Origin of the sequence: Nocardia sp. NPDC005998, assembly GCF_040614395.1 — a bacterium.
Taxonomy (GTDB): Bacteria; Actinomycetota; Actinomycetes; order Mycobacteriales; family Mycobacteriaceae; genus Nocardia.
The window spans coordinates 1-19,967 of record NZ_JBEXUI010000071.1 but is presented as its reverse complement, the minus strand read 5'-3'; the positions used below and the strand labels follow the sequence as shown (position 1 = coordinate 19,967).

Annotated in this window: 19 protein-coding genes and 3 pseudogenes; 7 read left to right on the top strand and 15 right to left on the bottom strand. The window is 63.8% G+C overall.

Going from position 1 to position 19,967, the window contains the following annotated elements; all coding sequences use genetic code 11:
- Nucleotides 1-314, top strand: a pseudogene (locus tag ABZ293_RS40955) (histone deacetylase); the annotation flags it as partial.
- Here the strand turns inward: ABZ293_RS40955 and ABZ293_RS40950 are convergent.
- The 3 genes and pseudogenes from ABZ293_RS40950 to ABZ293_RS40940 all read right to left on the bottom strand — a co-directional run bounded on the left by ABZ293_RS40950 (nucleotide 260) and on the right by ABZ293_RS40940 (nucleotide 1,583).
- Nucleotides 260-757, bottom strand: coding sequence for a hypothetical protein (locus ABZ293_RS40950; protein ID WP_355189722.1), 498 nt, complete (start codon nucleotides 755-757; stop codon nucleotides 260-262). The pseudogene ABZ293_RS40955 and the gene ABZ293_RS40950 overlap by 55 nt on opposite strands.
- Before the next feature lie 263 nt (nucleotides 758-1,020).
- Nucleotides 1,021-1,371: pseudogene (locus ABZ293_RS40945) on the bottom strand (chorismate-binding protein); the annotation flags it as partial.
- A 50-nt stretch (nucleotides 1,372-1,421) separates the two neighbouring features.
- Nucleotides 1,422-1,583, bottom strand: coding sequence for a hypothetical protein (locus ABZ293_RS40940; protein ID WP_355189721.1), 162 nt, complete (start codon nucleotides 1,581-1,583; stop codon nucleotides 1,422-1,424).
- A gap of 44 nt (nucleotides 1,584-1,627) precedes the next feature.
- Here ABZ293_RS40940 and ABZ293_RS40935 point away from each other — a divergent pair, with 44 nt between their 5' ends.
- Both ABZ293_RS40935 and ABZ293_RS40930 read left to right on the top strand, forming a co-directional pair.
- Nucleotides 1,628-1,960, top strand: coding sequence for a hypothetical protein (locus ABZ293_RS40935; protein ID WP_355189724.1), 333 nt, complete (start codon nucleotides 1,628-1,630; stop codon nucleotides 1,958-1,960).
- Nucleotides 1,909-2,091, top strand: coding sequence for a helix-turn-helix transcriptional regulator (locus tag ABZ293_RS40930; protein ID WP_355189720.1), 183 nt, complete (start codon nucleotides 1,909-1,911; stop codon nucleotides 2,089-2,091). The genes ABZ293_RS40935 and ABZ293_RS40930 overlap by 52 nt, the downstream gene beginning before the upstream one ends.
- A gap of 75 nt (nucleotides 2,092-2,166) precedes the next feature.
- Here the strand turns inward: ABZ293_RS40930 and ABZ293_RS40925 are convergent, their stop codons facing one another.
- The gene (locus ABZ293_RS40925; RefSeq protein WP_355189719.1) at nucleotides 2,167-3,207 is read right to left on the bottom strand and encodes a cytochrome P450; all 1,041 of its coding nucleotides are present in this window, start codon (nucleotides 3,205-3,207) and stop codon (nucleotides 2,167-2,169) included.
- 592 nt (nucleotides 3,208-3,799) lie between these two features.
- On the opposite strand from ABZ293_RS40925, the gene ABZ293_RS40920 reads away from it, so the two are divergent.
- Entirely contained in the window at nucleotides 3,800-4,753 is a 954-nt protein-coding gene (locus tag ABZ293_RS40920; protein ID WP_355189718.1) for a hypothetical protein, read from the top strand.
- A 145-nt stretch (nucleotides 4,754-4,898) separates the two neighbouring features.
- Nucleotides 4,899-5,405 (top strand): MarR family transcriptional regulator, encoded by a 507-nt coding sequence (locus ABZ293_RS40915; RefSeq protein WP_355189717.1) that lies wholly within the window; start codon nucleotides 4,899-4,901, stop codon nucleotides 5,403-5,405.
- Between the two features lie 13 nt (nucleotides 5,406-5,418).
- Here the strand turns inward: ABZ293_RS40915 and ABZ293_RS40910 are convergent, their stop codons facing one another.
- From ABZ293_RS40910 to ABZ293_RS40860, 11 genes are all read right to left on the bottom strand, one after another.
- Entirely contained in the window at nucleotides 5,419-5,970 is a 552-nt protein-coding gene (locus ABZ293_RS40910; RefSeq protein WP_355189716.1) for a helix-turn-helix domain-containing protein, read from the bottom strand.
- A gap of 55 nt (nucleotides 5,971-6,025) precedes the next feature.
- Nucleotides 6,026-6,421 (bottom strand): winged helix-turn-helix domain-containing protein, encoded by a 396-nt coding sequence (locus ABZ293_RS40905; protein WP_355189715.1) that lies wholly within the window; start codon nucleotides 6,419-6,421, stop codon nucleotides 6,026-6,028.
- An 815-nt stretch (nucleotides 6,422-7,236) separates the two neighbouring features.
- Complete coding sequence (locus ABZ293_RS40900) at nucleotides 7,237-8,697, bottom strand: DHA2 family efflux MFS transporter permease subunit (protein WP_355189714.1); 1,461 nt, start codon at nucleotides 8,695-8,697, stop codon at nucleotides 7,237-7,239.
- A 243-nt stretch (nucleotides 8,698-8,940) separates the two neighbouring features.
- The gene (locus ABZ293_RS40895) at nucleotides 8,941-9,816 is read right to left on the bottom strand and encodes an alpha/beta hydrolase (protein WP_355189713.1); all 876 of its coding nucleotides are present in this window, start codon (nucleotides 9,814-9,816) and stop codon (nucleotides 8,941-8,943) included.
- Complete coding sequence (locus ABZ293_RS40890) at nucleotides 9,813-11,027, bottom strand: cytochrome P450 (RefSeq protein WP_355189712.1); 1,215 nt, start codon at nucleotides 11,025-11,027, stop codon at nucleotides 9,813-9,815. Before ABZ293_RS40890 ends, ABZ293_RS40895 begins: the two co-directional genes overlap by 4 nt.
- A complete protein-coding gene (locus ABZ293_RS40885; protein ID WP_355189711.1) occupies nucleotides 11,024-12,883 on the bottom strand; it encodes a non-ribosomal peptide synthetase in 1,860 nt (619 codons plus the stop codon). The genes ABZ293_RS40890 and ABZ293_RS40885 overlap by 4 nt, the downstream gene beginning before the upstream one ends.
- 10 nt (nucleotides 12,884-12,893) lie before the next feature.
- Entirely contained in the window at nucleotides 12,894-13,955 is a 1,062-nt protein-coding gene (locus ABZ293_RS40880) for an LLM class flavin-dependent oxidoreductase (protein ID WP_355189710.1), read from the bottom strand.
- A 140-nt stretch (nucleotides 13,956-14,095) separates the two neighbouring features.
- Nucleotides 14,096-14,614, bottom strand: a complete 519-nt coding sequence (locus ABZ293_RS40875) for a helix-turn-helix domain-containing protein (protein WP_355189709.1) — start codon at nucleotides 14,612-14,614, stop codon at nucleotides 14,096-14,098.
- Complete coding sequence (locus ABZ293_RS40870) at nucleotides 14,611-15,345, bottom strand: tryptophan 2,3-dioxygenase family protein (RefSeq protein ID WP_355189708.1); 735 nt, start codon at nucleotides 15,343-15,345, stop codon at nucleotides 14,611-14,613. Before ABZ293_RS40870 ends, ABZ293_RS40875 begins: the two co-directional genes overlap by 4 nt.
- Before the next feature lie 87 nt (nucleotides 15,346-15,432).
- Nucleotides 15,433-16,218, bottom strand: a complete 786-nt coding sequence (locus tag ABZ293_RS40865) for an SDR family oxidoreductase (protein ID WP_355189707.1) — start codon at nucleotides 16,216-16,218, stop codon at nucleotides 15,433-15,435.
- Entirely contained in the window at nucleotides 16,215-16,916 is a 702-nt protein-coding gene (locus ABZ293_RS40860) for an alpha/beta fold hydrolase (protein ID WP_355189723.1), read from the bottom strand. Before ABZ293_RS40860 ends, ABZ293_RS40865 begins: the two co-directional genes overlap by 4 nt.
- A 521-nt stretch (nucleotides 16,917-17,437) precedes the next feature.
- On the opposite strand from ABZ293_RS40860, the gene ABZ293_RS40855 reads away from it, so the two are divergent.
- Both ABZ293_RS40855 and ABZ293_RS40850 read left to right on the top strand, forming a co-directional pair.
- Nucleotides 17,438-18,646: a pyridoxal phosphate-dependent aminotransferase gene (locus ABZ293_RS40855; protein ID WP_355189706.1), complete on the top strand. Its 1,209-nt coding sequence runs from the start codon at nucleotides 17,438-17,440 to the stop codon at nucleotides 18,644-18,646.
- A gap of 1,114 nt (nucleotides 18,647-19,760) precedes the next feature.
- A pseudogene (locus ABZ293_RS40850) lies at nucleotides 19,761-19,967 on the top strand (histone deacetylase); the annotation flags it as partial.

Genomic DNA, 19,967 nt, shown 5'->3' with positions numbered 1-19,967 from the left:
TCACCTTTGGCCCCGGCCGCTACGAAACTCTCATCTGCACCGGCACTTTCGAACGCCACCCGATCCTCACCATCACCGCGCCCTGGCACTACACCGACCTCCCCGGCAACCCACCCTCGGCCGCCTATATCCGCCATCTCGCGGCAGGCCTCACCGAATCCCACGGCTGGGCCGCCGAGAAGGTCGCCACCTACCTGGCCACCCGCCCCGGTGCGGAACTCGGCTGGACACCGGGAACCATCGCCACCCTGCTCAGCGGTCAGGCCACGCGGATGGACGCCGAGACGATCGCGCCATCGCGAACGACGTCGTAGCCCGCGAAGGTCCGATAGGTGCCGTCGGACTGCCGGGCGAACAGGTGGATGTGGACGGTATCGCCGTCTTCGGAGGTGACGGCGAGCGCCTCGTGGTCGGTGGTGGCCAGGCCGTCGACGAAATCGTCGTAACTGGAGTCGAGATTGCGGCCGCCGAGCGCCGAGGACTGCGGGTAGTCGCGGCGGTCGATCGCGTCGAAATAGGCGTAAACGACTGCGGCGGAGACGGATACCGCCGCCGTGACGGTGGTCCGCGGCGTGCTGGTCGTCGGCAGGCTGGTCGTCGGCGCTACCGAGGTGCGCGCGCCGAGCGCTTCCACCACGGTCACCGCGGCAGCGCTCGGCGTTGTGGACGGCCCCGTCCGGCCGCCGGACAGCGTGAGCATGGCTACGACCGAAACCGCGGTGGCGACCGCCGCTAGTAGCGGTACCGACGTATTCACGAAAGGCGTTCTCGCAGTGCGATTCTCGGGCACCGATGCCGGAGCGGAGAGGTTCGCGCCGCAGCCGGTGCAGAACCGGCGCGTGGTATCGGCCGGTTCGCGTCCACAGTTCCAGCACAGCTGCGCTCCGCGCGGGGTGCAGTGTCGCTGCCAGGTCCTGGGGATCGGGCCTCGGCATTTCCAGCATATCGCCATCAGAACCGCCGAGTGCTCCCGCGTCACTCAGCCGCCGAGGATGGAGCTGGCGGCGGCCTCCAGTGCCGTCACCATCCCGGCCAGCGAGCCGATGCCGACGACCGCCCGGCCCACGGCGTGTAGCAGTCCGACGACAGTTCCTCGTCGACCACCATGGACAGCTCGTCGGTTTCCTTACGGTCGCTGAGGAACTCGACAACACCGGATACCGTCGGCCCGGCCGCGCGATAGCGGTACGTGCCGCCGATCGGGTTTATGACGGCGGTGCCGTCGTGCAGACTCACATGCCGCTCCGGAGATGCGCCCACCAGCGTGCGCTCACGGTATAGATGACAAATTGTCCAGTAGGCGCCTATCTCCCGGTGCAGCAGTCGACGGAAGAGCGCCAGCGCGTGACGGGACGCGTAATCACCGGTGTCGGCCGGAACGACGGTTTGATGACGAAATTCGCTCCCTGGCCCGCGCCGATCTACTCATCGAGGACGACCCCGACATCGGCATAGGCGTCGTCGGACACGTCGAAATGCCCGCGTGACAGCCGCAGTTCAGTGTCGCGAATACGGCTGACCGCCTCGGACAGCGGAAGGACGGTCTGCTGGTCCAGAACTGAGCAGGCTCCCCGCACATGCACAGGAGTTCATTCAGGCCGCTGCTCTGGTTGGGAACAGATTTACATTGGAAGACGTCGCGCGATTGCAGTCGGTTACGACATTGGCATTGCTGCCCGCGCTCGAGGAGGTCCTTGCCTCCGGCATCGTCCGATTCCGTGATGATGCACTGTTTTTCACCTCCGAGGAGGTTCAGCGGGCGCTTCAGGCTCAGATATCCGAGCCGGCGCGGCGCATGCTGCTCGGGAACCAGCCCGGCGTGCATGCGCATCGCGGCGGCTCGACCGATACCCCCGCTCCTTCGGTAGGGTTCGTGACGGCAATGGTCGAGCCTGACAGCCCCGTCTCGTGCGGCTTCTCACTGCGCACGAGCTCCGCATCGCCCAGCTGGTCGTCCTAGGGCTGACGAATCGTGAAGTGGCGCAATGGGTCGCGCGTTCGCCGCACACCGTCAACTACCACCTGCGTCAGATCTTCCGGAAACTCGAGATCAATTCCCGAGTCGAACTGGCCCGGCTATTGACCGAGTGATCGACGCCGATCCCAGATCGGGATGGCAGAACCTCACCAGACCGAGCCAGCACCGGCGGGAACGCGGGCTCGAACTCACCAGAGAACCGGGATCTCCTTGACCGTATAGACGGTGGCGTCCGGCAGAAATTCCAGCTCTGACATCGGCACGGCCAGGCGCAGGCCCGGAAACCGCCGGAACAACGACGGGAACGCGGTCTCCAGCACCACTTTGGCCAGATAGGCGCCGAAGCAGTGATGCGTCCCGATTCCGAACACCAGGTGTGGATTCGGATCACGGCGCAGGTTCAATGCGTCTGGGTCGTCGAACATCCGCGGATCCCGGTTGGCCAGGGCGTCCGCGGCGATCAGGCCCTCACCCGGCTGGATCGTGACGCCACCGATCTCGACCTCCTCGAGAGCTACCCGACGTCTGCCCAGATGGGTGGAATTGACGTAGCGGATGAGCTCCTCCACCGCGATCGCGACCTCTTTGGCGTCGCCGTCGCGAATGACCGGAATCTGCTCGGGGTGTTCCAACAGCAGCAGCGTGCCCAACCCGATGGTGCCACCGGTTGCCGCGTAGCCGCCGGCGATCACGACCTCGATCAGACCGACCGCCTCCTCGCGGCTGAGCTGCCCGGTGTTGATGCGATCACGCGCCAATCGACCGATGAGGTCGTCGCTGGGCTCGAGTTCGCGGCGCCGGAACAGCTCACCGAGATAGGAGGTGAGCTCATCGTGATCTCGCTTCGCCTTGTCCTCGCCGGTGGTTATCGTCAGCCTGCCCTTCACGTTCTGCCGGAAGAACTCGTGATCCTCGTAGGGCAGGCCGAGCATCTGACACAGCACCTTGGACAGGATCCGCACGGCGAAGGCATCGACGAGGTCCACCGGCCCCGGGCGCGCGGCCATGCCGTCGAGCAGTTCATCGACGACCCGCTGCACTGTCGGGCGCAGCGGCTCGATCCGCTTGGCCGTGAACTCCGGAATCAGCATGCGCCGAAAGTACTGATGACGTGGGTTGTCCATACCGAAGAGCAACCCTCCGCGCGCACTACGCATCTGCGCGCCCGGCGAGGTCTGCGGAAATTCCGGCCATCGCCGATCGACGCTGAAGCGGGCATCATCCTTCATGATCGCTCGCACATCTTCATACCGTGTGAACAGCCAAATCTGATGACCGTTCCAGATCGTGATCCGGCCGGTCCCCTGGCTCTCCCGGAGCTTGACCAACTCCTCGGGCAGGGCGAACGGACACCCCGTCGGCCGCGGTATCGGATACGCCGGAGCCCCCGTCGCGAACTCAGTTTTACCCAGTTGATCGACCGTAGACATGCACTCCCCGCCTAGCTGGTAGAACTGCCGCGAGACAGCTTCGAGTCAAATCCAGAGCGCATCTGACCGCGTGTGTCTGCGGGCTGCCATAAGTGCAGCATTTGGCATTGGCATATTTCTGTCAAGCCCTGTTGAAAGATCTAGGCAAGAAGAAATGACCGCAGATCTCCCCGCTCTGGCCTTGCCGCCGAGTTGCCACAGTGGAAGAGCGCTGAATCCTGCGCGCATCGACACACTGATATCTCGAGATGAGCCCTGCCCGACTCTTTCGGAGTTCTTTCTCCATACTTGACGACTGGCTCTGCAACCATAACACTCCGCCAGGGATCGCTTTCAGTCCGAGTCTTTGGCGGTTTCGATATCGCGGTCGACCGTCAACAGGAGACATTTGATGCGTGCCGCCTTGCCCAATAGCGATCCGGTCGCTGCCTATCCGGAACTCGCGTTGGTTCGCGAAGCTGTGAACAAGCAGGATTGGTCAGCCATTCAACGGTATTACGCGACGTTACCCAGCGACTCCGATCGGACACTCCTCCCTTTGGTGATCATTGGACAGTCCGACATCGAGGTCGAGCTGCAACGCGCGCTGAAACTATTCGAGGATGATCCACTGCTGCTGGCGTTGCTCGGCACATACGAAGTGACAACCAGCTGGCGCAGTCTCGGAATCCGTTGGAACGTGCCCACAGCCACTGGATCCGACGGTATCGGCGAACTCCAACGCGCCGAATTCCGGCGGCGCCTGGGTCTGGGTGAAGGCCTCCTCCTCCAGGCGGTTGCGCTCGACCCCACTTGCGATATCGCACTGGCGGGACTGCTCAGAACCTCACGGGGTCTGCACCTCGGCGTGGACGAGTCACGCCGCCGATACGACCGATTGGCCGAGCACAACCCGGCGCACTACTCGGGACAGTGCCGCATGCTGCAGCAGCTCTGCCCGAAGTGGGGCGGAAGGTGGACCTTGGCTCATCGATTCGTGGATGAGTGCCGGGCCGGCGCACCGGACGGGACACTGACCGGCGCGTTGGCCGCCGAACTGCACATCGAACATTGGAAGGCCGGGGACACCGATTACCTGCACCGAACCGATGTCCTCCAGCAGCTCGCCGAGGCGGCTCAGCGTTCGGTGCTTCATCCCGCATTCCGGCGCGTATATCCCTGGGTCAGAGCGCACGGAGCCTTCGCGCTGGCCTTCGCGGTGAGCGACGCCCACCGGCGAGCGGCACCCCACTTCCGCGCCCTCGACAACCTCATCGACGCCAATCCACCTTGGGGCTACCTACCCGATGCACCCGCGCAGTACGCCGCGTTTCGCGCCGCCGCCTTGAATGAGGATTCGCATTAGTTAGTTTCACTTCCAAATAGGAGGGAAAGATCTCCGTCGGATGTCGGCCTCGTCACTTCGTTCACATCGATGCATAGATCAGTGTCTGAACTGTGGCAAAATCCATTATTAGAGATTCCCATTAATACTCGAGTAGGCTGCGCACGTGTCCCCATCCCTGTCTCCAAGCCGCCCATCGGTCCTGCTCACCTTGCCCGTCTTTGCGATCTCTCGCCTCGGACGAATCGCGAACGAAAAGGTCAGAGCCGTCTTTTCACAGGAGGGGCTGTCCTGGCGCGGACACTTCATTTTGGTCTGCCTTAAAGAACACGGTGAGTTGTCCCAGCGCGAACTGGCCGACCTTGCGTCCCTGGACCCGAGTGACCTGGTCAAGGTGCTCGATGTCCTGGAAGACACCGGGCTGGTTCAGCGGCGCCCCGATCCCCGCGACCGCCGGCGCCACGTCCTGTCCATCACCGATGATGGACAGGACGTCTGCCTGCGCGGGGAAGAACTGATCCGTACCGTGACCACGGACCTGCTGGCTCCCCTCGGCGCCGACCGGCAGGCCGCATTACACGAGTTGGTGACCACGATCATCGATGCGCACACCACCATCGACGGCGATCGGCGGCCGCGGCCAGGCTGGCGCAGGACGACACACGAGGAATGACTCACGTCCCCCGTCATCTCCGGCGGCCGGCTTCGAGCGGCTGCGGATATCGACCGCGCATGGCCGAACCGGCCGCGGGGCCTGCAACGAACACACAATTCTGCGCATCGACACGCCGACCGGTGCCCTGGTCCACTACGACCGGCTCGAGCAGCTCACCGGTGTCGCGATCGACCAAGACCATGCTGCGCTGCTCGGCAAGCAGGTATTGATTGCCCCAGGCCACCAGCGCCAGCAGGACCGGCCGCAAGTTCCGTCCCGCGGGAGCGAGCGCATAGGTGGTGCCCGGCGCATCCACCTGCCCCGGAAAACGGTCCACCAGGCCGACCTCGACGAGGCGGGCGAGCCGCTGGGCCAGCACGGTCTCGGATACCTTCAGATATCGGAGCATCTGCTCGAATCGGGTATGGCCATCGAAAAGCTCGTGGAGCACCTCGAACGTCGGCAACTCGCCGATAGCTTCCAGCGCCTTGGCCAATGGGCAGTCTTCGGGCTTGGAGGACATCGCGCCACCGGCGATTCCCGAAGCGTCGTGGTCGCTGTCGAACGGTTCTCGAATCATCATCAACCTCACGGTGGGTGTACGGATTTCAGGCTCCGGCAGGATTCGACCGCTGAGCTCAGGCAGCCACCTGCTGAAGAAGGTAGCCACGTCGATGTGCGGTGTTCAGCAACAGCTCGACCTGGATCAGTCGTCGCCGCAGCCTCATGATGTGGAGGTCCAGAGAGTTTCGGGTCGGTCGAGCGATCCGGTTATCGGCAAGTCGCTGCTCGAGTTCGTGGCGGTAGACGATCTCACCGAACCGCTGAATGAACAGATCCACCAACTCCGCCTGCGACGACGAGATCGCCACGGACAACCCCGCATTGAACAACAACCCCGCGCGATCCAGGACTGGCCTCGTGGTGTGTGACGAGCGGTTGCGCAGCGCAGCGACCCGCGCTTTCAGGTCAAACTGAGAGATCGGCGCGCGCACCCAATCCTCGTTCGGATCGCTGCACACCGGCGGCTGCACGCCTCCTTCGATGATCAGGAGTCGGAGGGCCCCCTCACTCCTGCATCGGTTTCGCAGCCCTTCCTGGGCGGGCCATCTGATGAATTTCACGTCGCTTTCGATAGATCGCTCCACAGATATCGTCATACGTCGACTTCTTTCCACAATTCACCAGCAAATGGTGAATCCGAGAGATTCATCTGGCATTTGCGTTATCCGACCGGCCAGACACATGGCATGTGTCTCATTAGTTCCGCAACCATGGACCGCGTACGCCAGTATTGATGTGGATCGGTTCCAGCGGGAATTTGATCGCTTTACGGTGAGCCGCTCCGGAATTTAATCCGGTAGAACCACACGTTCACCAGACCGCGGGATGCCGCCTAACAGGCCAGTTGGTCTTTGCGCTCCACAACAGCAGCGACCAGCGGCCGGAGGATTTGAACCAGTCATTGGAAACCGTGCTCCCCCACGTATCATCCATATCCGTCCGAAGATTTCCGAGGCCAACCGCGCCGGGCCTCCGACGAAAATACTCACTCGTCAAGGTTCTGACGATATAACTAGTTCTACCCGAGGTTCACAGACTTGTCCACCCGATCAAGGTGGTCTGCACCGATAGCATTCCACACGGGCATCTATTCAATGGAACAACGGCTGTTTGCGACACAACAAAGAGCCCGTGCGGCAAATTCAGAATACCCAACATGCGAGTTATGGTCGATGACGTCGCCGCGCAGGCGTCTGGATAATCGATGGTCGAATCCGAATGCGTGTAGCTTCAGCCTCCCGTTATGGCGAGTCGCCCTGCGTCCGCAGAGCAGGGGCGTTGCCGGTCATGCCGATACGCTGGCTGGATTCCTGTGCAATCGCCGTTCTTCGACCAGCAGCCAGCCCGCCAGCACAACGGCAATGGTCAGGCCGCCGACGAGCCATCCGCAGGCCACCTGGAAACTGCGCAGGTTCGGCACACCGTGGTTGCCGATGGCCACCACGAGCGTCGTCGCACCGATCGAGCCGCCCACGCGCTGAATGATGTTGGCTTCGGACGTGGCATGGGCCAATTTGTCTCGGGGCACTGTCGCGTAAGCGACGGATAATGCCGGCATGGAGGCCAGCCCCAGGCCGAACCCGGTGATCACCTGACAGACCTCCACCAGGATCAGGTCGGCATCGGCGCGCAGAAACAGCAGCGGCACCACGCTCAGGGCACTGGCTACGATGCCCGCCGCCGAGATCACACCACCACCGATCCGGTCGGTGAGAACACCGCCGAACGGCATGGACAAGGCGGCGCCGAGCCCGATGGCCAGCATCGACAGACCACTTTCCAGGACCGATTGATGCCGGATCAGCTGGAAGTACAGCGGGAACAGGACCATGACCCCCAAAAGGGCTGCGCCGGTGAAGAACACCGATGTCGCTGCCGCGGTGTACACGCGATTGGTGAACAACCGCAGATCCAGCACCGGGTGCGGGATGCGCAGAGCGCGCCGGGCGAACAGCGCGAGGACGACCAGCCCCACCAGCAGGATGGCTACGATCCATCCGGTGTCGAGGCCCCGTGCCTGTTGCCCGAGCGCCGAGACTCCGAAGATCGTCATCGGCAGCCCCACCATCACCAGGACGAACCCGGGAAGATCGAATCCGCGTGCGGTGTCGGGTGTGCCGTGCGGCACCAGCCTGAGTCCGACCACGAACGCGATCGCACCGATGGGAACATTCACCAGAAACAGCCACCGCCAGGACAAACCACTGATGATCAGGCCGCCGATGACCGGACCGACCACGGGCGCGAGAAACGACACCACCTTGGTCGAGTTGAGCACTCGCCCCATGCGCTCGGGTCCGGCAAGGTGCCCGACAACGGTCTGGCCGGTGGGCACCAGCAATGCCCCGGTCACACCTTGCAGCACCCGCAAGGCGACCAGCATCGGCAAGTTCGGCGCCAGCGAGCACAGCCCGGAAGACACGGTGAACCCGGCCAGCGCTATCAGCCAGAGTCGGCCAGCACCGATGCGACCACTCAGCCACGCGGAGATCGGCAACACCGCCGCGAAGGCAATCAGATAACCACTGATCACCCATTGCACCTGCGCGAGCGGCACGCTCAGATCCCGGCTGATGGTGTTGAGCCCGACATTGATCAACGACGAGTTCAGCGTAGACATGAACGACCCGACGATGATCACCGCGGCAACCCGCCACACCTCGACGGGAATCCTGACCGGTGTACTGGGTCGGGCTTGTGTACTGCTGGCCATCCCACCCTCACTATTAATGGGAACTTCCCACAATGGACTTTACCCACATTATCGTAGGAGGATCATCGACACTGTCAATCCCCTAGCGAGGGATCCAAATCCCATCACCGACAGCGGCTTCGATCTCGCGGGCGCCCAGACGGCGACTCAGACCGGGCGCTGACCGTTCCGGGCTGCCAGCGCGCACGGCGAGAACGCCGCCCGAACCCTCTCGCCGAGATCGCTTGCGGTGCACGCCTGCGCCTGCGGCTCAGTCGAGAACGGCTACCGCGTCATTCATTCCGCCGGATCCCTCAGACCCATCTGGCGGAAGACTCTGTTGCCGAGGGCAGTGGCGACGTTACCCAGATCGAAGGGAAGGTCGAAGTGGTTGCGGCGTTCGGCGATCACGGAATCCACCACGATGCCGCGCGAAGCGACCGCGGCGACCAGATCACCGTGCTGCCTGGCGAATTCGACGGTCTCGACACCGCCGCGGGCGACGATCAACGGTGGCAACCGACTGCGCAGATGCCGGATCGGACTCAGGTGTTCGGCAGTCGCCGGGTCGAGTGCGAGTGCGACATTGATATAGGTGCCGACCAGTGGCTCGAGGTCATAGACGCCGCTGAGGAGGACCGCGCCGGCCACGATGTCGGCGACATGACTGCCGTGTGGCATCACGTTGTCGTGCAGAGCCATCAGTGCCAGATGCGCACCCGCGCTGCTGCCGCCGATGTGTATTCGACCGCGATCGATGCCATGCTCATCGGCGCGGGAGACGAGCACACGCAGCGCGCGACGGACCTGGTCGACGATCTCGGGCAGCGAGTAGTGTGGTGCGAGCCCGTAGCCCACCACGGCAAACGCGGCGCCTGCGGCAACGAAATCCGTTGCCGCAAAAGCGGAATCGAACCTGCTGAGTTCTTGCCAGTACCCGCCGTGCACGTAGACGAACATTGGTGCGTCGCGGCGCCGGGCAGGAAAGACATCGATCGTTTCGCAGGACTCGCTTCCGTAGCGCAGTTCAACATGCTCGAGTTCGTTCCGAGCGACGCGGCTGCGTTCGGTGTAGCCGGCCAGGATGCTCCGGAACTCCGGGGCACGCGAGCTCGGCGAATACTCCTGTTCGAGGGCAGCGTGATCGTAGCGCCGCCACACACGATCGCTCATGCCGCAGGATGCAGCCGAACCGGCAGGCTTCGATATCCGTACAGGAAGTTCGAGTAGATGCGCACGGGGTCACCCGCGAGTTCGATCTCGTGCACCGTCGACACCAGTGCGTCGAGCAGTGCGTGCAGGGTGGCCCGCCCCAGATACGAGCCGACGCAGAAGTGCGGACCGTGCCCGAATGCCATGTGCTTGTTCGGGTTTCGGTCGAGGGTGAGCGTATGCGGCTCGACGAAGACCGAATCGTCGTTGTTGGCCGAGGTGTTCCACAGCGTGACGATGTCACCGGCCCGGATCTGCTGTCCACCGATGGTCGCATCGTGTGTCGCGGTGCGGGCGAAATGCATTGCAGGCGTTGCCCATCGCAACAGTTCCGCTACTGCGGTAGCGGACGATAAGTGTCCGTCACGCAGTGCGTGCCACTGCTCACGGTTGTCGGCCAGGGCACGGACCGTGGTGATCGCCGACATCCTGGATGATTCGTCGCCGCCCAGGATCAGGCTGTAGCAGTTGAGGGCGACGTCTTCGCTGTCGAGCACCGAATCGCCGACTTGTCCGGTGGCGAGCATGCTGATCACATCGTCACCGGGGCTGGCCCGCCGCTCTTCGGCCAGATCGATGAAGTACAACACGATTTCGCTGCGGGCCTGGACTGCGACGGACGGATCGGCATCCGGGGTCGGTGCCGAGAGGGTTTGTTTGTTCCACTCGAGCAATTGGCGGCGATCGTGTTCCGGGACTGCGAGCAGGTCGCAGATGGTGTGGATGGGAATGTGATCGGCGACGTCTGCGGCGAAGTCGAGCGTTCCGGACTGTGCCGCGTGTTCGATGAGTCGCACGGTGCGATGGCGGACCTTCTCGGCGACGTCGTGCAGCACACGAGGAGAGAAGGCGCGTTGCATCAGGGTGCGCAGTTGGCGGTGTCGTGGCCGGTCGGAGACAGCGAGCATCCGGCCACCGGCAGAGTCGTCGTTGTGCAGCAGGACGTCGAGTACGGTGCCGCGTGCGGAACCGAAAGTATCTGCGTCGGTATAGATCTGCTGGATATCGTGGTATCCGGCGACCACCCAGAACCCGGGTCGGCCCTCGGTGCCCGGATGCCAGTACACCGGGTGATGACGACGTACTTCGCGCCAGAACGGCAGCGGATCGTGGGTGACGAAGGTGGCGGGATCGGTCAAGTCGAGCGAAGTCGTTGTGGTCGTCGCAGTCATTGCTCATTCGCCTCCGACCGAGTGTGGATGGTGGTCGCGACCGCTGCGGCGAGGTCTGCGAGGGTTCGAGCTTCCATGATCGTTCGGATAGGGAGTTGGACTCCGAGTTGTTTGCGGACGCGCGTACCCAATCGTGCTGCGGTCAACGAGTTTCCACCCAGTTCGAACAGGTTGTCGGCAGGCCGCGCAACCGGGATCGACACCAGTTCGGCAACGATGCGATAGAAGATCTGTTCACCGGAACCGTCGGTCGGCAGCTGTGAGGATTCGTCGTCCAGGTGCTCGCCCCATTTCTGCGGCACCGGCAAAGCACGTCGGTCGATCTTGCCGTTCGGCGTCGTCGGGAGCCGGTCCAGCACGAGAACCGAGGCAGGAACCATGTGCTGAGGAAGCCGCTTGGCCACATGATCCCGCAGCATCCGTTCGTTGGGCGGCGCCACCTGCGCCGGTGTGGTGACATAAGCCACCAGCACCGCCTCGGCCAAGGCTCCGTGAACGGTGACGACCGCCAGCTCTACCGAAGGATGCGTGGCCAGACAGGCTTCGATCTCGCCGAGCTCGACCCGGAAACCGCGCAGTTTGACTTGGTCGTCACCTCGTCCGGTGAAGTACAGTTCCCGCTCGACCTCACGGCCCTTGTCGCCGGAGCGGTACATCCGGCTTCCGGGGGGACCTTTCGGGTCGGCGACGAACGTGGCGGCGGTCTGCCCGGCCCGGTTCAGATATCCGCGCGCCAGCCCGACACCGGCCAGATACAACTCCCCATCGGTTCCATCGCCGACCGGGCGTAGCCGGTCGTCGAGAACATCGACACGCTTGCCGTGCCAGGCAGCCCCGATACTGATGGGCTCCTCGGCGCTGATCGGTCCGGCAAGGGTTGCCCCGATGGTCAGTTCGGTGGGCCCGTACCCGTTGAACACCCGTCGCCCCGGGCACCATTGGCGAGCAAGTGCCGGTGTGAAGGCATCTCCGGTGGAGATGATCGTCGCGCCGTCGAGGACGTCGTCGGCGACGGTACTGCTCAGTGCGACCGGCGGCAGGGTGGCGTGGGTGATCGTGTACCGGCGCAGCGTGTGCTGCAACGGTTCGCCGGGTAGCAGCAGCTCCGACGGCGCCATCACCAGCGCGGCACCGGAGAGCAGGCCCAAACAGATATCCCAGAATGCGGCATCGAAACTGATTGATGCCCACTGCAATACCCGGTCGCCCGGACCGGCGCCGAGCGCACGCGACTGGGTGCCGACGACATCCATCACCCCCGCATGGCTCACCGCAACCCCTTTCGGGGTCCCGGTCGAGCCCGATGTATAGATGACGTACATCAGGTTCTCCGCGGACAGCGAGCCGCGTTCCGCCGATGCGAGGTCGGTGTCGTCGACGGCCGTGCACTGTGCCGCGAACACATCGTCATCGATGACGATCTCCGGAATGTCCGCATCCGGTAGTGAGACCGATGCTGCTCGCAGCACCAAGGACGGACGCGCATCGGCGAGCATGTAGGACACCCGCGGCGCCGGGTAGGTGGGGTCGATCGGCAGGTAGGCGCCCGAAGCCTTCAACACCCCGAGCAAAGCGACGATCAGATCGATCGAACGCGGTATCGCGATCGCGACGAGGACCTCGGGTCCGACGCCGCGGGAGATCAGGAGGCGCGCCAGCTTGTTCGCGCGCTGGTTCACCGCGGCGTAGGTGATCTTGCAGTCCTCGAACACGACGGCCGGTAGATCCGGCACACGGTTGACGACCGATTCGAATATCTGCGGGAACAACGGGACCGGATTGCCGGGAATGTGTTGCGAAGGCCAGGGTTCTGGTGTGGTGACTGGCGATCCAGTCAGTGCGGTCGTTCGTGTCATTGCGGTCCGATCACAGGTGGGGCCGTACTTGGTCGGCGAACAGACGCAGGGTGCGCTGCATGGAAGCCAATGGCTGTTGGCCGAAATCGACCTGCCACAAGATCACGTCGGGTTCGAGGGTCCGGCAAATCTCGCTCACTCGGTCCACCACGCGCTGCGGCGATCCGAAGATCGCGGTCGATTCGAGTTCGGCATCGCTGACGCCGTTGCCGAACTTCTTGCGCACCGCTTCCTGATATCCCTCGTACGCGGGTGAGCTGTGGTTGTTCCACGAGGCCGCGGCGTTGCTAAATCTGGCCCAATGCCTACGCAGCAGTGCGCAACCAGATTCGCTTGCCTCCCTATCTGATTCAGCAATGAGCAGCGGGATGCTCACCGCGACTCTCGCCGATGCGGCTGCGCCCCGCGCCGAGGCGGCGAAGCGGTCGCGGTAGAGCTGAAGCAGCTCTCGGGTCTGCGGAATGTCGGCAGGGCGCGGCGGCGAGGCCATCAACAGGTTGAATCCCTGATCACCGATCCACTCGAAGCTGGAGCGGGTCTGCAGCGCCGCGGTCCAGATCGGCGGATGCGGATCCTGCGTCGGCAGCGGATAGGAGCTGACATCGGAGTACCCGAAGAAATCGGTGTCCTCGCTGACCTTCTGTTCGGTCCACAGACGCGCCACAGCGAGCACGGTCTGCCGGAAGCGTTCGGTGCTGGTGTCCATATCGACGCCGAATGCTTCGAATTCGTAGGGCAAGAAGGCACGCGCGAATCCGACTTCGAGGCGGCCACCGCTGATCGCGTCCAGTTGCGCTGTCTGGGCCGCGATTTGGATCGGATGGTGGAACGACGCCTGAATACCACCGGTCATCAGGCGAATCCGGTTCGTGACGGTGGCGGCAGCGGAGAGGAAGATCAGCGGGCTCGGACAGTACCCGCCGTAGATGTTCATGTAGTGCTCGGTCATCTTGAGGTAATCCAGACCGAGCTCGTCCGACAGCCGCGCGATCGCAAGCAGATCCGCGTAGTAGTCGCGACCGGAGCGCTCATCGGGGCCGGTGTCGGGCAACAGTGAGATACCGAATTCCATGGTTATGCCTTCCTGTCGTGTTGTCCGCGTCGGTATGCCGAGTCGACCCGGCGCAGAACGTGTTTCGATGCCGGGAGAGAGCTGGCTCTCGGCCGCGCGGTGCAGCAAGGGGCACCGCAGCAGTTACCGTGGCAGGTGGGTCACCTGCGGTCGGATTGGGTGATCGATACGAAAGTGGGTGGATACTGGGCGCGCATCGCGTTGCTCGCTGCAGGGCCGACGGCAAATTTGTGGTCCGCGCCGTCGATTCGCCGTCCGGTGACGGCGTCGACAACTACCGGCTCGACCTGCTGACCGGAGACGGCGTCGACCACGATGAGGCTGCGTTGTTCGGGTGCGAGCTCACTGTTGCCGTAGGCGGCCATGACCAGTAGTAGTGGTCGAAGCGATCGGCCCGTTCGAGTCAGTCGATAGCTGGAATCAGCGCCCGAGTCGGGATCGGCTTCGAGCAAGCCGCGCTCGGCGAGCTGTGTCAGGCGCCGGGCAAGTGTTGGGGCGGGCAGTTGCAGATTGGTTCGGATGCCATCGAATCCGACGTTCCCATTGAACAACTCGTGCAGGATCTCGAGGGTCCACCAGTCACCGATCCGGACGACGGTTCTGGCCAGTGGGCAGTCCGGAACGCGCGGGGGCGACGCTGCGCCCTCGGCGCGATTCACAGCGATGCCTGTTCGTGGGCAGAGCCGGTGTGCGCGACGCTCATATGCAGCTGGCTGCGTAGCTGGCGAAGTTCGGGAAACGGCATGGCGATGCGGCCGATGAGGTAGTCGGCCCCGGTCGTGCCAGCGGTTCCGCGCCGGTCACCCAGCATCTTCGACACCAGGGCGACATGCCCGATCTTCCAGTGCCAGTAGCGATTTCCGATGTCCAGCAAGGTCTCGGCGATACGGTGATAGACGCCGGTCGCAGGCCCACGCCGACATACTTCGGCGATCGAGAATCCCGAACGCAACGCTGCCGCAGTGAACTCTTCGTAGAGTCGGCCCGGCCGCTGCTCGTCGCCGAGTAGCCGTCCGAGTCCGCGGAATTGCCGTGATTCAGCACCGCTGGCGGTGCCGAGATACTGCCGAAACACCGCGAAGTGGCGGACCGGCAGCTTTTCCAGAACACCAACCTGGTCGTGCAGCACGCGCAATAACTCGGCCGACCGCTCGAGGTACTCGACGCAGGCTTCGGCGCCGGTCGGATCGTTGGCCATCGCCAGCGCGTCCACGGCCGCATCGAGATCGAGCGCCAACTGCTTGAGCCACAATTCACAGGACTGATGTGCAACGATGAAAAAATGCTCGGCGAGCACCACGGAGCTCTCCGAACCCGGTGGCGTCCGCGGGTTCTGCGTCGACAGGAGTGTGCCTAGTTCGAGATATTCCGCATAGTTCAAGGATTTCATCTCGCATACCTCCGAGCAATTAATGGACGACGAAACGCCGTCAGTCGATGAGCAGTAAGGAGTGGCCACCGCGTGAGCGCAGCTCAGTCATGCAGTGCGGCCACCGTCCACGGGGATGAGCGCACCGGTGATCCAACTCGACAGCTGGGGATCAAGTAAGCAGCACACCCACCGTCCGATTTCCTCGACCCGGCCGAATCGCCCCATCGGCGTGGCGGCGCCGATATCGACGCGCAACCGCGCCAGATCGTCCTCGGACAACCCGGCATGGCTCCACATCGGAGTGTCGACCGGGCCCGGCAGAATCGCATTGACGCGAACCTGCGGTGCCAGCTCGAGAGCCAGCGATCGGGTCAAGCTGTTGAGCGCCGCCTTGCTCGCACCGTAGAAGGACCGTCCGGGCATCGTCAGCACTCCACCGACGGATGAAATATTGACCACACTGCCGTTGGCTGCCCGCAAATGGGGCAACGCAGCACGGATCAGCGCGGCGGGCGCAGTCACATTGGTCCGCAGCATCGCCTCGAATTCGTCGAGGCCCGCCTCCTCGAGCGGCGCGAACCGTGCCCACCCCGCATTGTTGACGACCGCGCTGACCTCGCCGAAGGATTCGACGGCCTGGGCCACGACGTATTCGGCCGAGCCGCCGACGGTGATGTCAACGGCGACCGGATGGATTTGAGAACCGATCTCGTCCCGGAGCGCAGAGAGCGGTTCCGGCGAGCGGCCGACGGCCACCACCTGCCCACCGGCGGTGGCAACGCACTCGGCTATACCGCGCCCGATTCCGCTGCCGGCCCCGGTCACGATGACGCTCATGCCAGCGAGCGCCGCGTCGCTCCCTGGTAGTCGTGCGGTCGTGGACAAGCTCATGACCGGACTCCGGTCAGCGAGCCGATCAGGTCCTCGACGAACTCCGCCGGGTCGGCGAACAGATGAAAGTGCCCGCCGGCACGAGCGCGAACGCTGATCCCGCGAGTGGTCGCCGATGCCCAGGCATGCATCGCCTCCTCCTGGTGCATCCGATCCTGCGGGCTGTAATAGCAGCGAATCGGACAGTTCAGCACCGCGATCGGCGCTGGCGGACAATAGGTTTCATTGGCCGTGATGTCCGCCCGCAGCGCAGGAAGCATCAGATCCCGGAACTCCTCGTTGTCCACAAGATCGGGTTCGATACCGCCGAGTGCACACACTGCCGACCAGAGCCGCTCGTCGTCATAGCTGTGGACCCGTCCGCCGCCGGCATGCCGTGGAGACGGTGAGGCGGAGACGAACAGATAGGTGGGTGCCAACCCGGAATCGGTGAGCGCGACGGCGGTTTCGTAGGCGGTCAGCGCACCGAGGCTGTGGCCGAACAGGGCAACCGCCCCGACCTCCGGTGCCAGTCGAGTCACCTCTGCTGCGACCTGACGCCCGATCTCGTCGACCCGTGCCACGGGCGTTTCCAGGAACCGATCGCCTCTGCCGGGATATTGCACCGCCCACCACTGAGAACCCGTGGGGGCGCAGGCGGCCAGTGGCCGGAAGCTGTCCGCGGAACCTCCCGAATGAGGGAAGCAGACGATCGCCACGTCAGCGGCCGCTGGTCGATGCAATGCACGCAACCATGAATAGGTCTGTTGGCCGATCAAAAACACATCATCCCCCCAGGAAGAAATCCCTGTCTTCGAGCTTCAGCCCATATTGATGGGAACTCCCATCATGGGGTTATCCTGTGATCATGCTAGCTGACCAATCTGCGGCGCGTCCACCAATACCGAGAGGCAGCCTCCGCGGGCGGTCCAACGCTCCTGCGGCACAAGGCATCGCACCAATGAGCGAGCCTTCGACCGCACAGTCGGACAAAATGCACCCCGCGGCCGCGCCGGTTCAGGCTGCAACGGACTGGTCAAATTGCATGACCTGGAATGCCTTTCGCCCGTGTCAGCAAGGGCAGGCGATGCGCCCCGAACCGAATGCCCTCGGCGTTCCCCTCGATCCCCACCTGGAAATCACAAGCACCACAGTATCTTTCATCCCATCATCCGGCCACGAGCGCGTTAAGCGCAGCTGACGCCGATATGGCCGCAATCCCAAGAAGCGAGGACAACCTGTGACCGAACTACTGCGTGAGCACCCCCAGCCGACGGACCTGGGCCGAGGCCAGCACATCGGGACCTCCCACCTACACGACATCCATCGACTCGTTGAGGCACGCAGCGAACCGACTGTCGCCCTGCACGTGGGTGAACCGCACATACGGATGCCGCAGGTGGCCGCCGACGCCTACGTGGGCGCCATCCGCGACGGCCACACCTCCTACACCGATGCGCCCGGCATCCTCGCGCTGCGTGAGATTCTCGCCGAACGCCACAGCCTCGGACACAGCCCCGAGTTCGTCTTCATCACCCCCGGCTCCTGTCAGGGCATAGCCGCAGTCATCCAATCTGTCGCCCGCAACGGCGGTTCGGTCCTGCTGCCGGACATCCATTGGCCGATCCATCTGCATCAAACCCTCGCCGCGGGTCTCGAACCGCGGTTCTACCGGCTCGACGGTATCGATGGCGATCTGGTCACCGCACTGGAGCAGGCCTGGGACGAGTCGGTGCGCATTGTGTTGATCAACTCCCCGTCCAACCCATCGGGCCGGATCCTCGACCACACGACACTGCAGCAGGTCCACGCCTGGGCATATCGGCGCCAACTGCCGATCATCAGTGATGAAGCCTATGAGGACTTCGTGTATGACGGTGTCCACGAGTCGATCTCGCTGTTCGATACGGCGCTGGCTCCCGCCGAGCGGCTCGTCTACACGATCCGCACCTTCTCCAAGGGCTACTCGATGACCGGGTGCCGACTCGGGTATGTCGTCGCACCCGATCACGTCCGTGCGGAGATGTTACGCCGCATCCAGGAAGCAACTCTGGTCGCGCCCAGCACCCCGGTCCAATACGCCGGACTCGCCGCGCTCACCGACGCCGAGCACCTCCATCGACACCGATCTCACGTGAAGCAACTCCGCGATGCGGTGTGCGACAAACTGTCTCAGGCCGGACTGCTCTGGGAACGCCCCGCCGGCGGCTGGTACGTCATGGCCGACCTCCACATCGTGACCTCCGACAGCCAGAGATGGATCCCCGAGTTGCTGAACAATCGCGGAGTCTCGATTGCTCCGGGCAGCGGATTCTTTCCCCCCAACGACAGCCGCGGCCAGTCGCTGGCCCGCATCACCCTCTGTGGCGAGCGCACCGAAACCCTCGAGGGCATCGAGCGACTTGTCGATTTTGCCAAGGACAGTGCCCCGACCGCCCTCTCACACTGATCGCCACACCCACCGACATGCGTAGCGCCGGTGATGCTGGCTAGTGCGGTGACCACGAACCTTGGCAGGTTCGTGTGACGAGCTCCTGGTTTTGCGGCGGTGGTGCTGCCGCGGGCGCAACCTTGATGGTGGACTTATCGATTCGCTGTCGAGGTGAGAGGTCATGGCGGAACCGGTTCGAGCGCGTCGGTTGACCGACGCGGAAGGTCAACGGCTGCAACAGATCGTGCGCCGCGGTAAGGGCGAGACGGTGCGATGGCGACGAGCGTTGATCATTATGGCGTCCGCGTCGGGCAACACGGTGCCGGTCATCGCGCGGCTGGTGGCCGCCGACGAGGACACGGCGCGGGAGGTGATCCACGCCTTCAACGCCAAGGGCTGGCCGTGCTGGACCCTCATCCGGCGGGCGGCCGCCCCCGCCGGATCACCGATGAGGACATCGACCACATCGTCGAGACGGCCACGACCGCCCGAGCAAGCTCGGACAGCCGTTCACCACTGGAGCCTGCGCAAACTCGCCGCCTACCTGTCCGACAACACCGTTCGCGTGGTGACGATCGGCCGGGAAAGAGACTACGGCAGATCCTGCACGCGCAGCGAATCTCCTTCCAGCACACCCGCATCTGGAAGCAGTCCCATGATCCGGACTTCGACGCGAAACTCGACCGGATCGAGCAGGTCACCACCGAAACACCGGACCGGTGTTTCGCCTTCGGCCAGTTCGGGGCCGATCTCGATCCGGCCGGGCCACGGCTCGTCGTGGGCACAACGAGGCAGACCGCAACGGTGGCCCGCGACCTATCACCGCGACTGCGGCATCCGCTATTTCTACGGCTGCTACAGCCTCGGCGAGGACAGATTGTGGGGCGTGGTCCGCGCCCGCAAGGGCGAAGACCACAGCCTAGCCGCCTACAAATCGATCCGCGCTGCCCGCCCCGACGCTGACCCGATCTACCTCATCATCGACAAACTCTCAGCCAACAAGACACCCCGGATCCGTTGCTGGGCAAGGCAAAACAATGTGACCGCATCACCTGGGACCGAGGAGGCTCTCTCCAGTTCCCAGGACAACCTTCCGACCATTCCACGCCCCTTACGCCGGCGGTTCTTACGGTCGGTGCCCGTCACGCTGCCCGGTCTGCAATATTTCGCCACCGAATCCCTGACCTGGACCGGCGGCCGAGCCTTCTACGATCCGGATGCCCCCGGCGAAACCGCCACCCGCGCCCACCTCGTCACCATCGGGCAGTTCTCCGATATCGCCGCCCAAGAGATGTACCGAGCGCCCGGCATCGACCTGGATCTCACCGAAGCGATCACC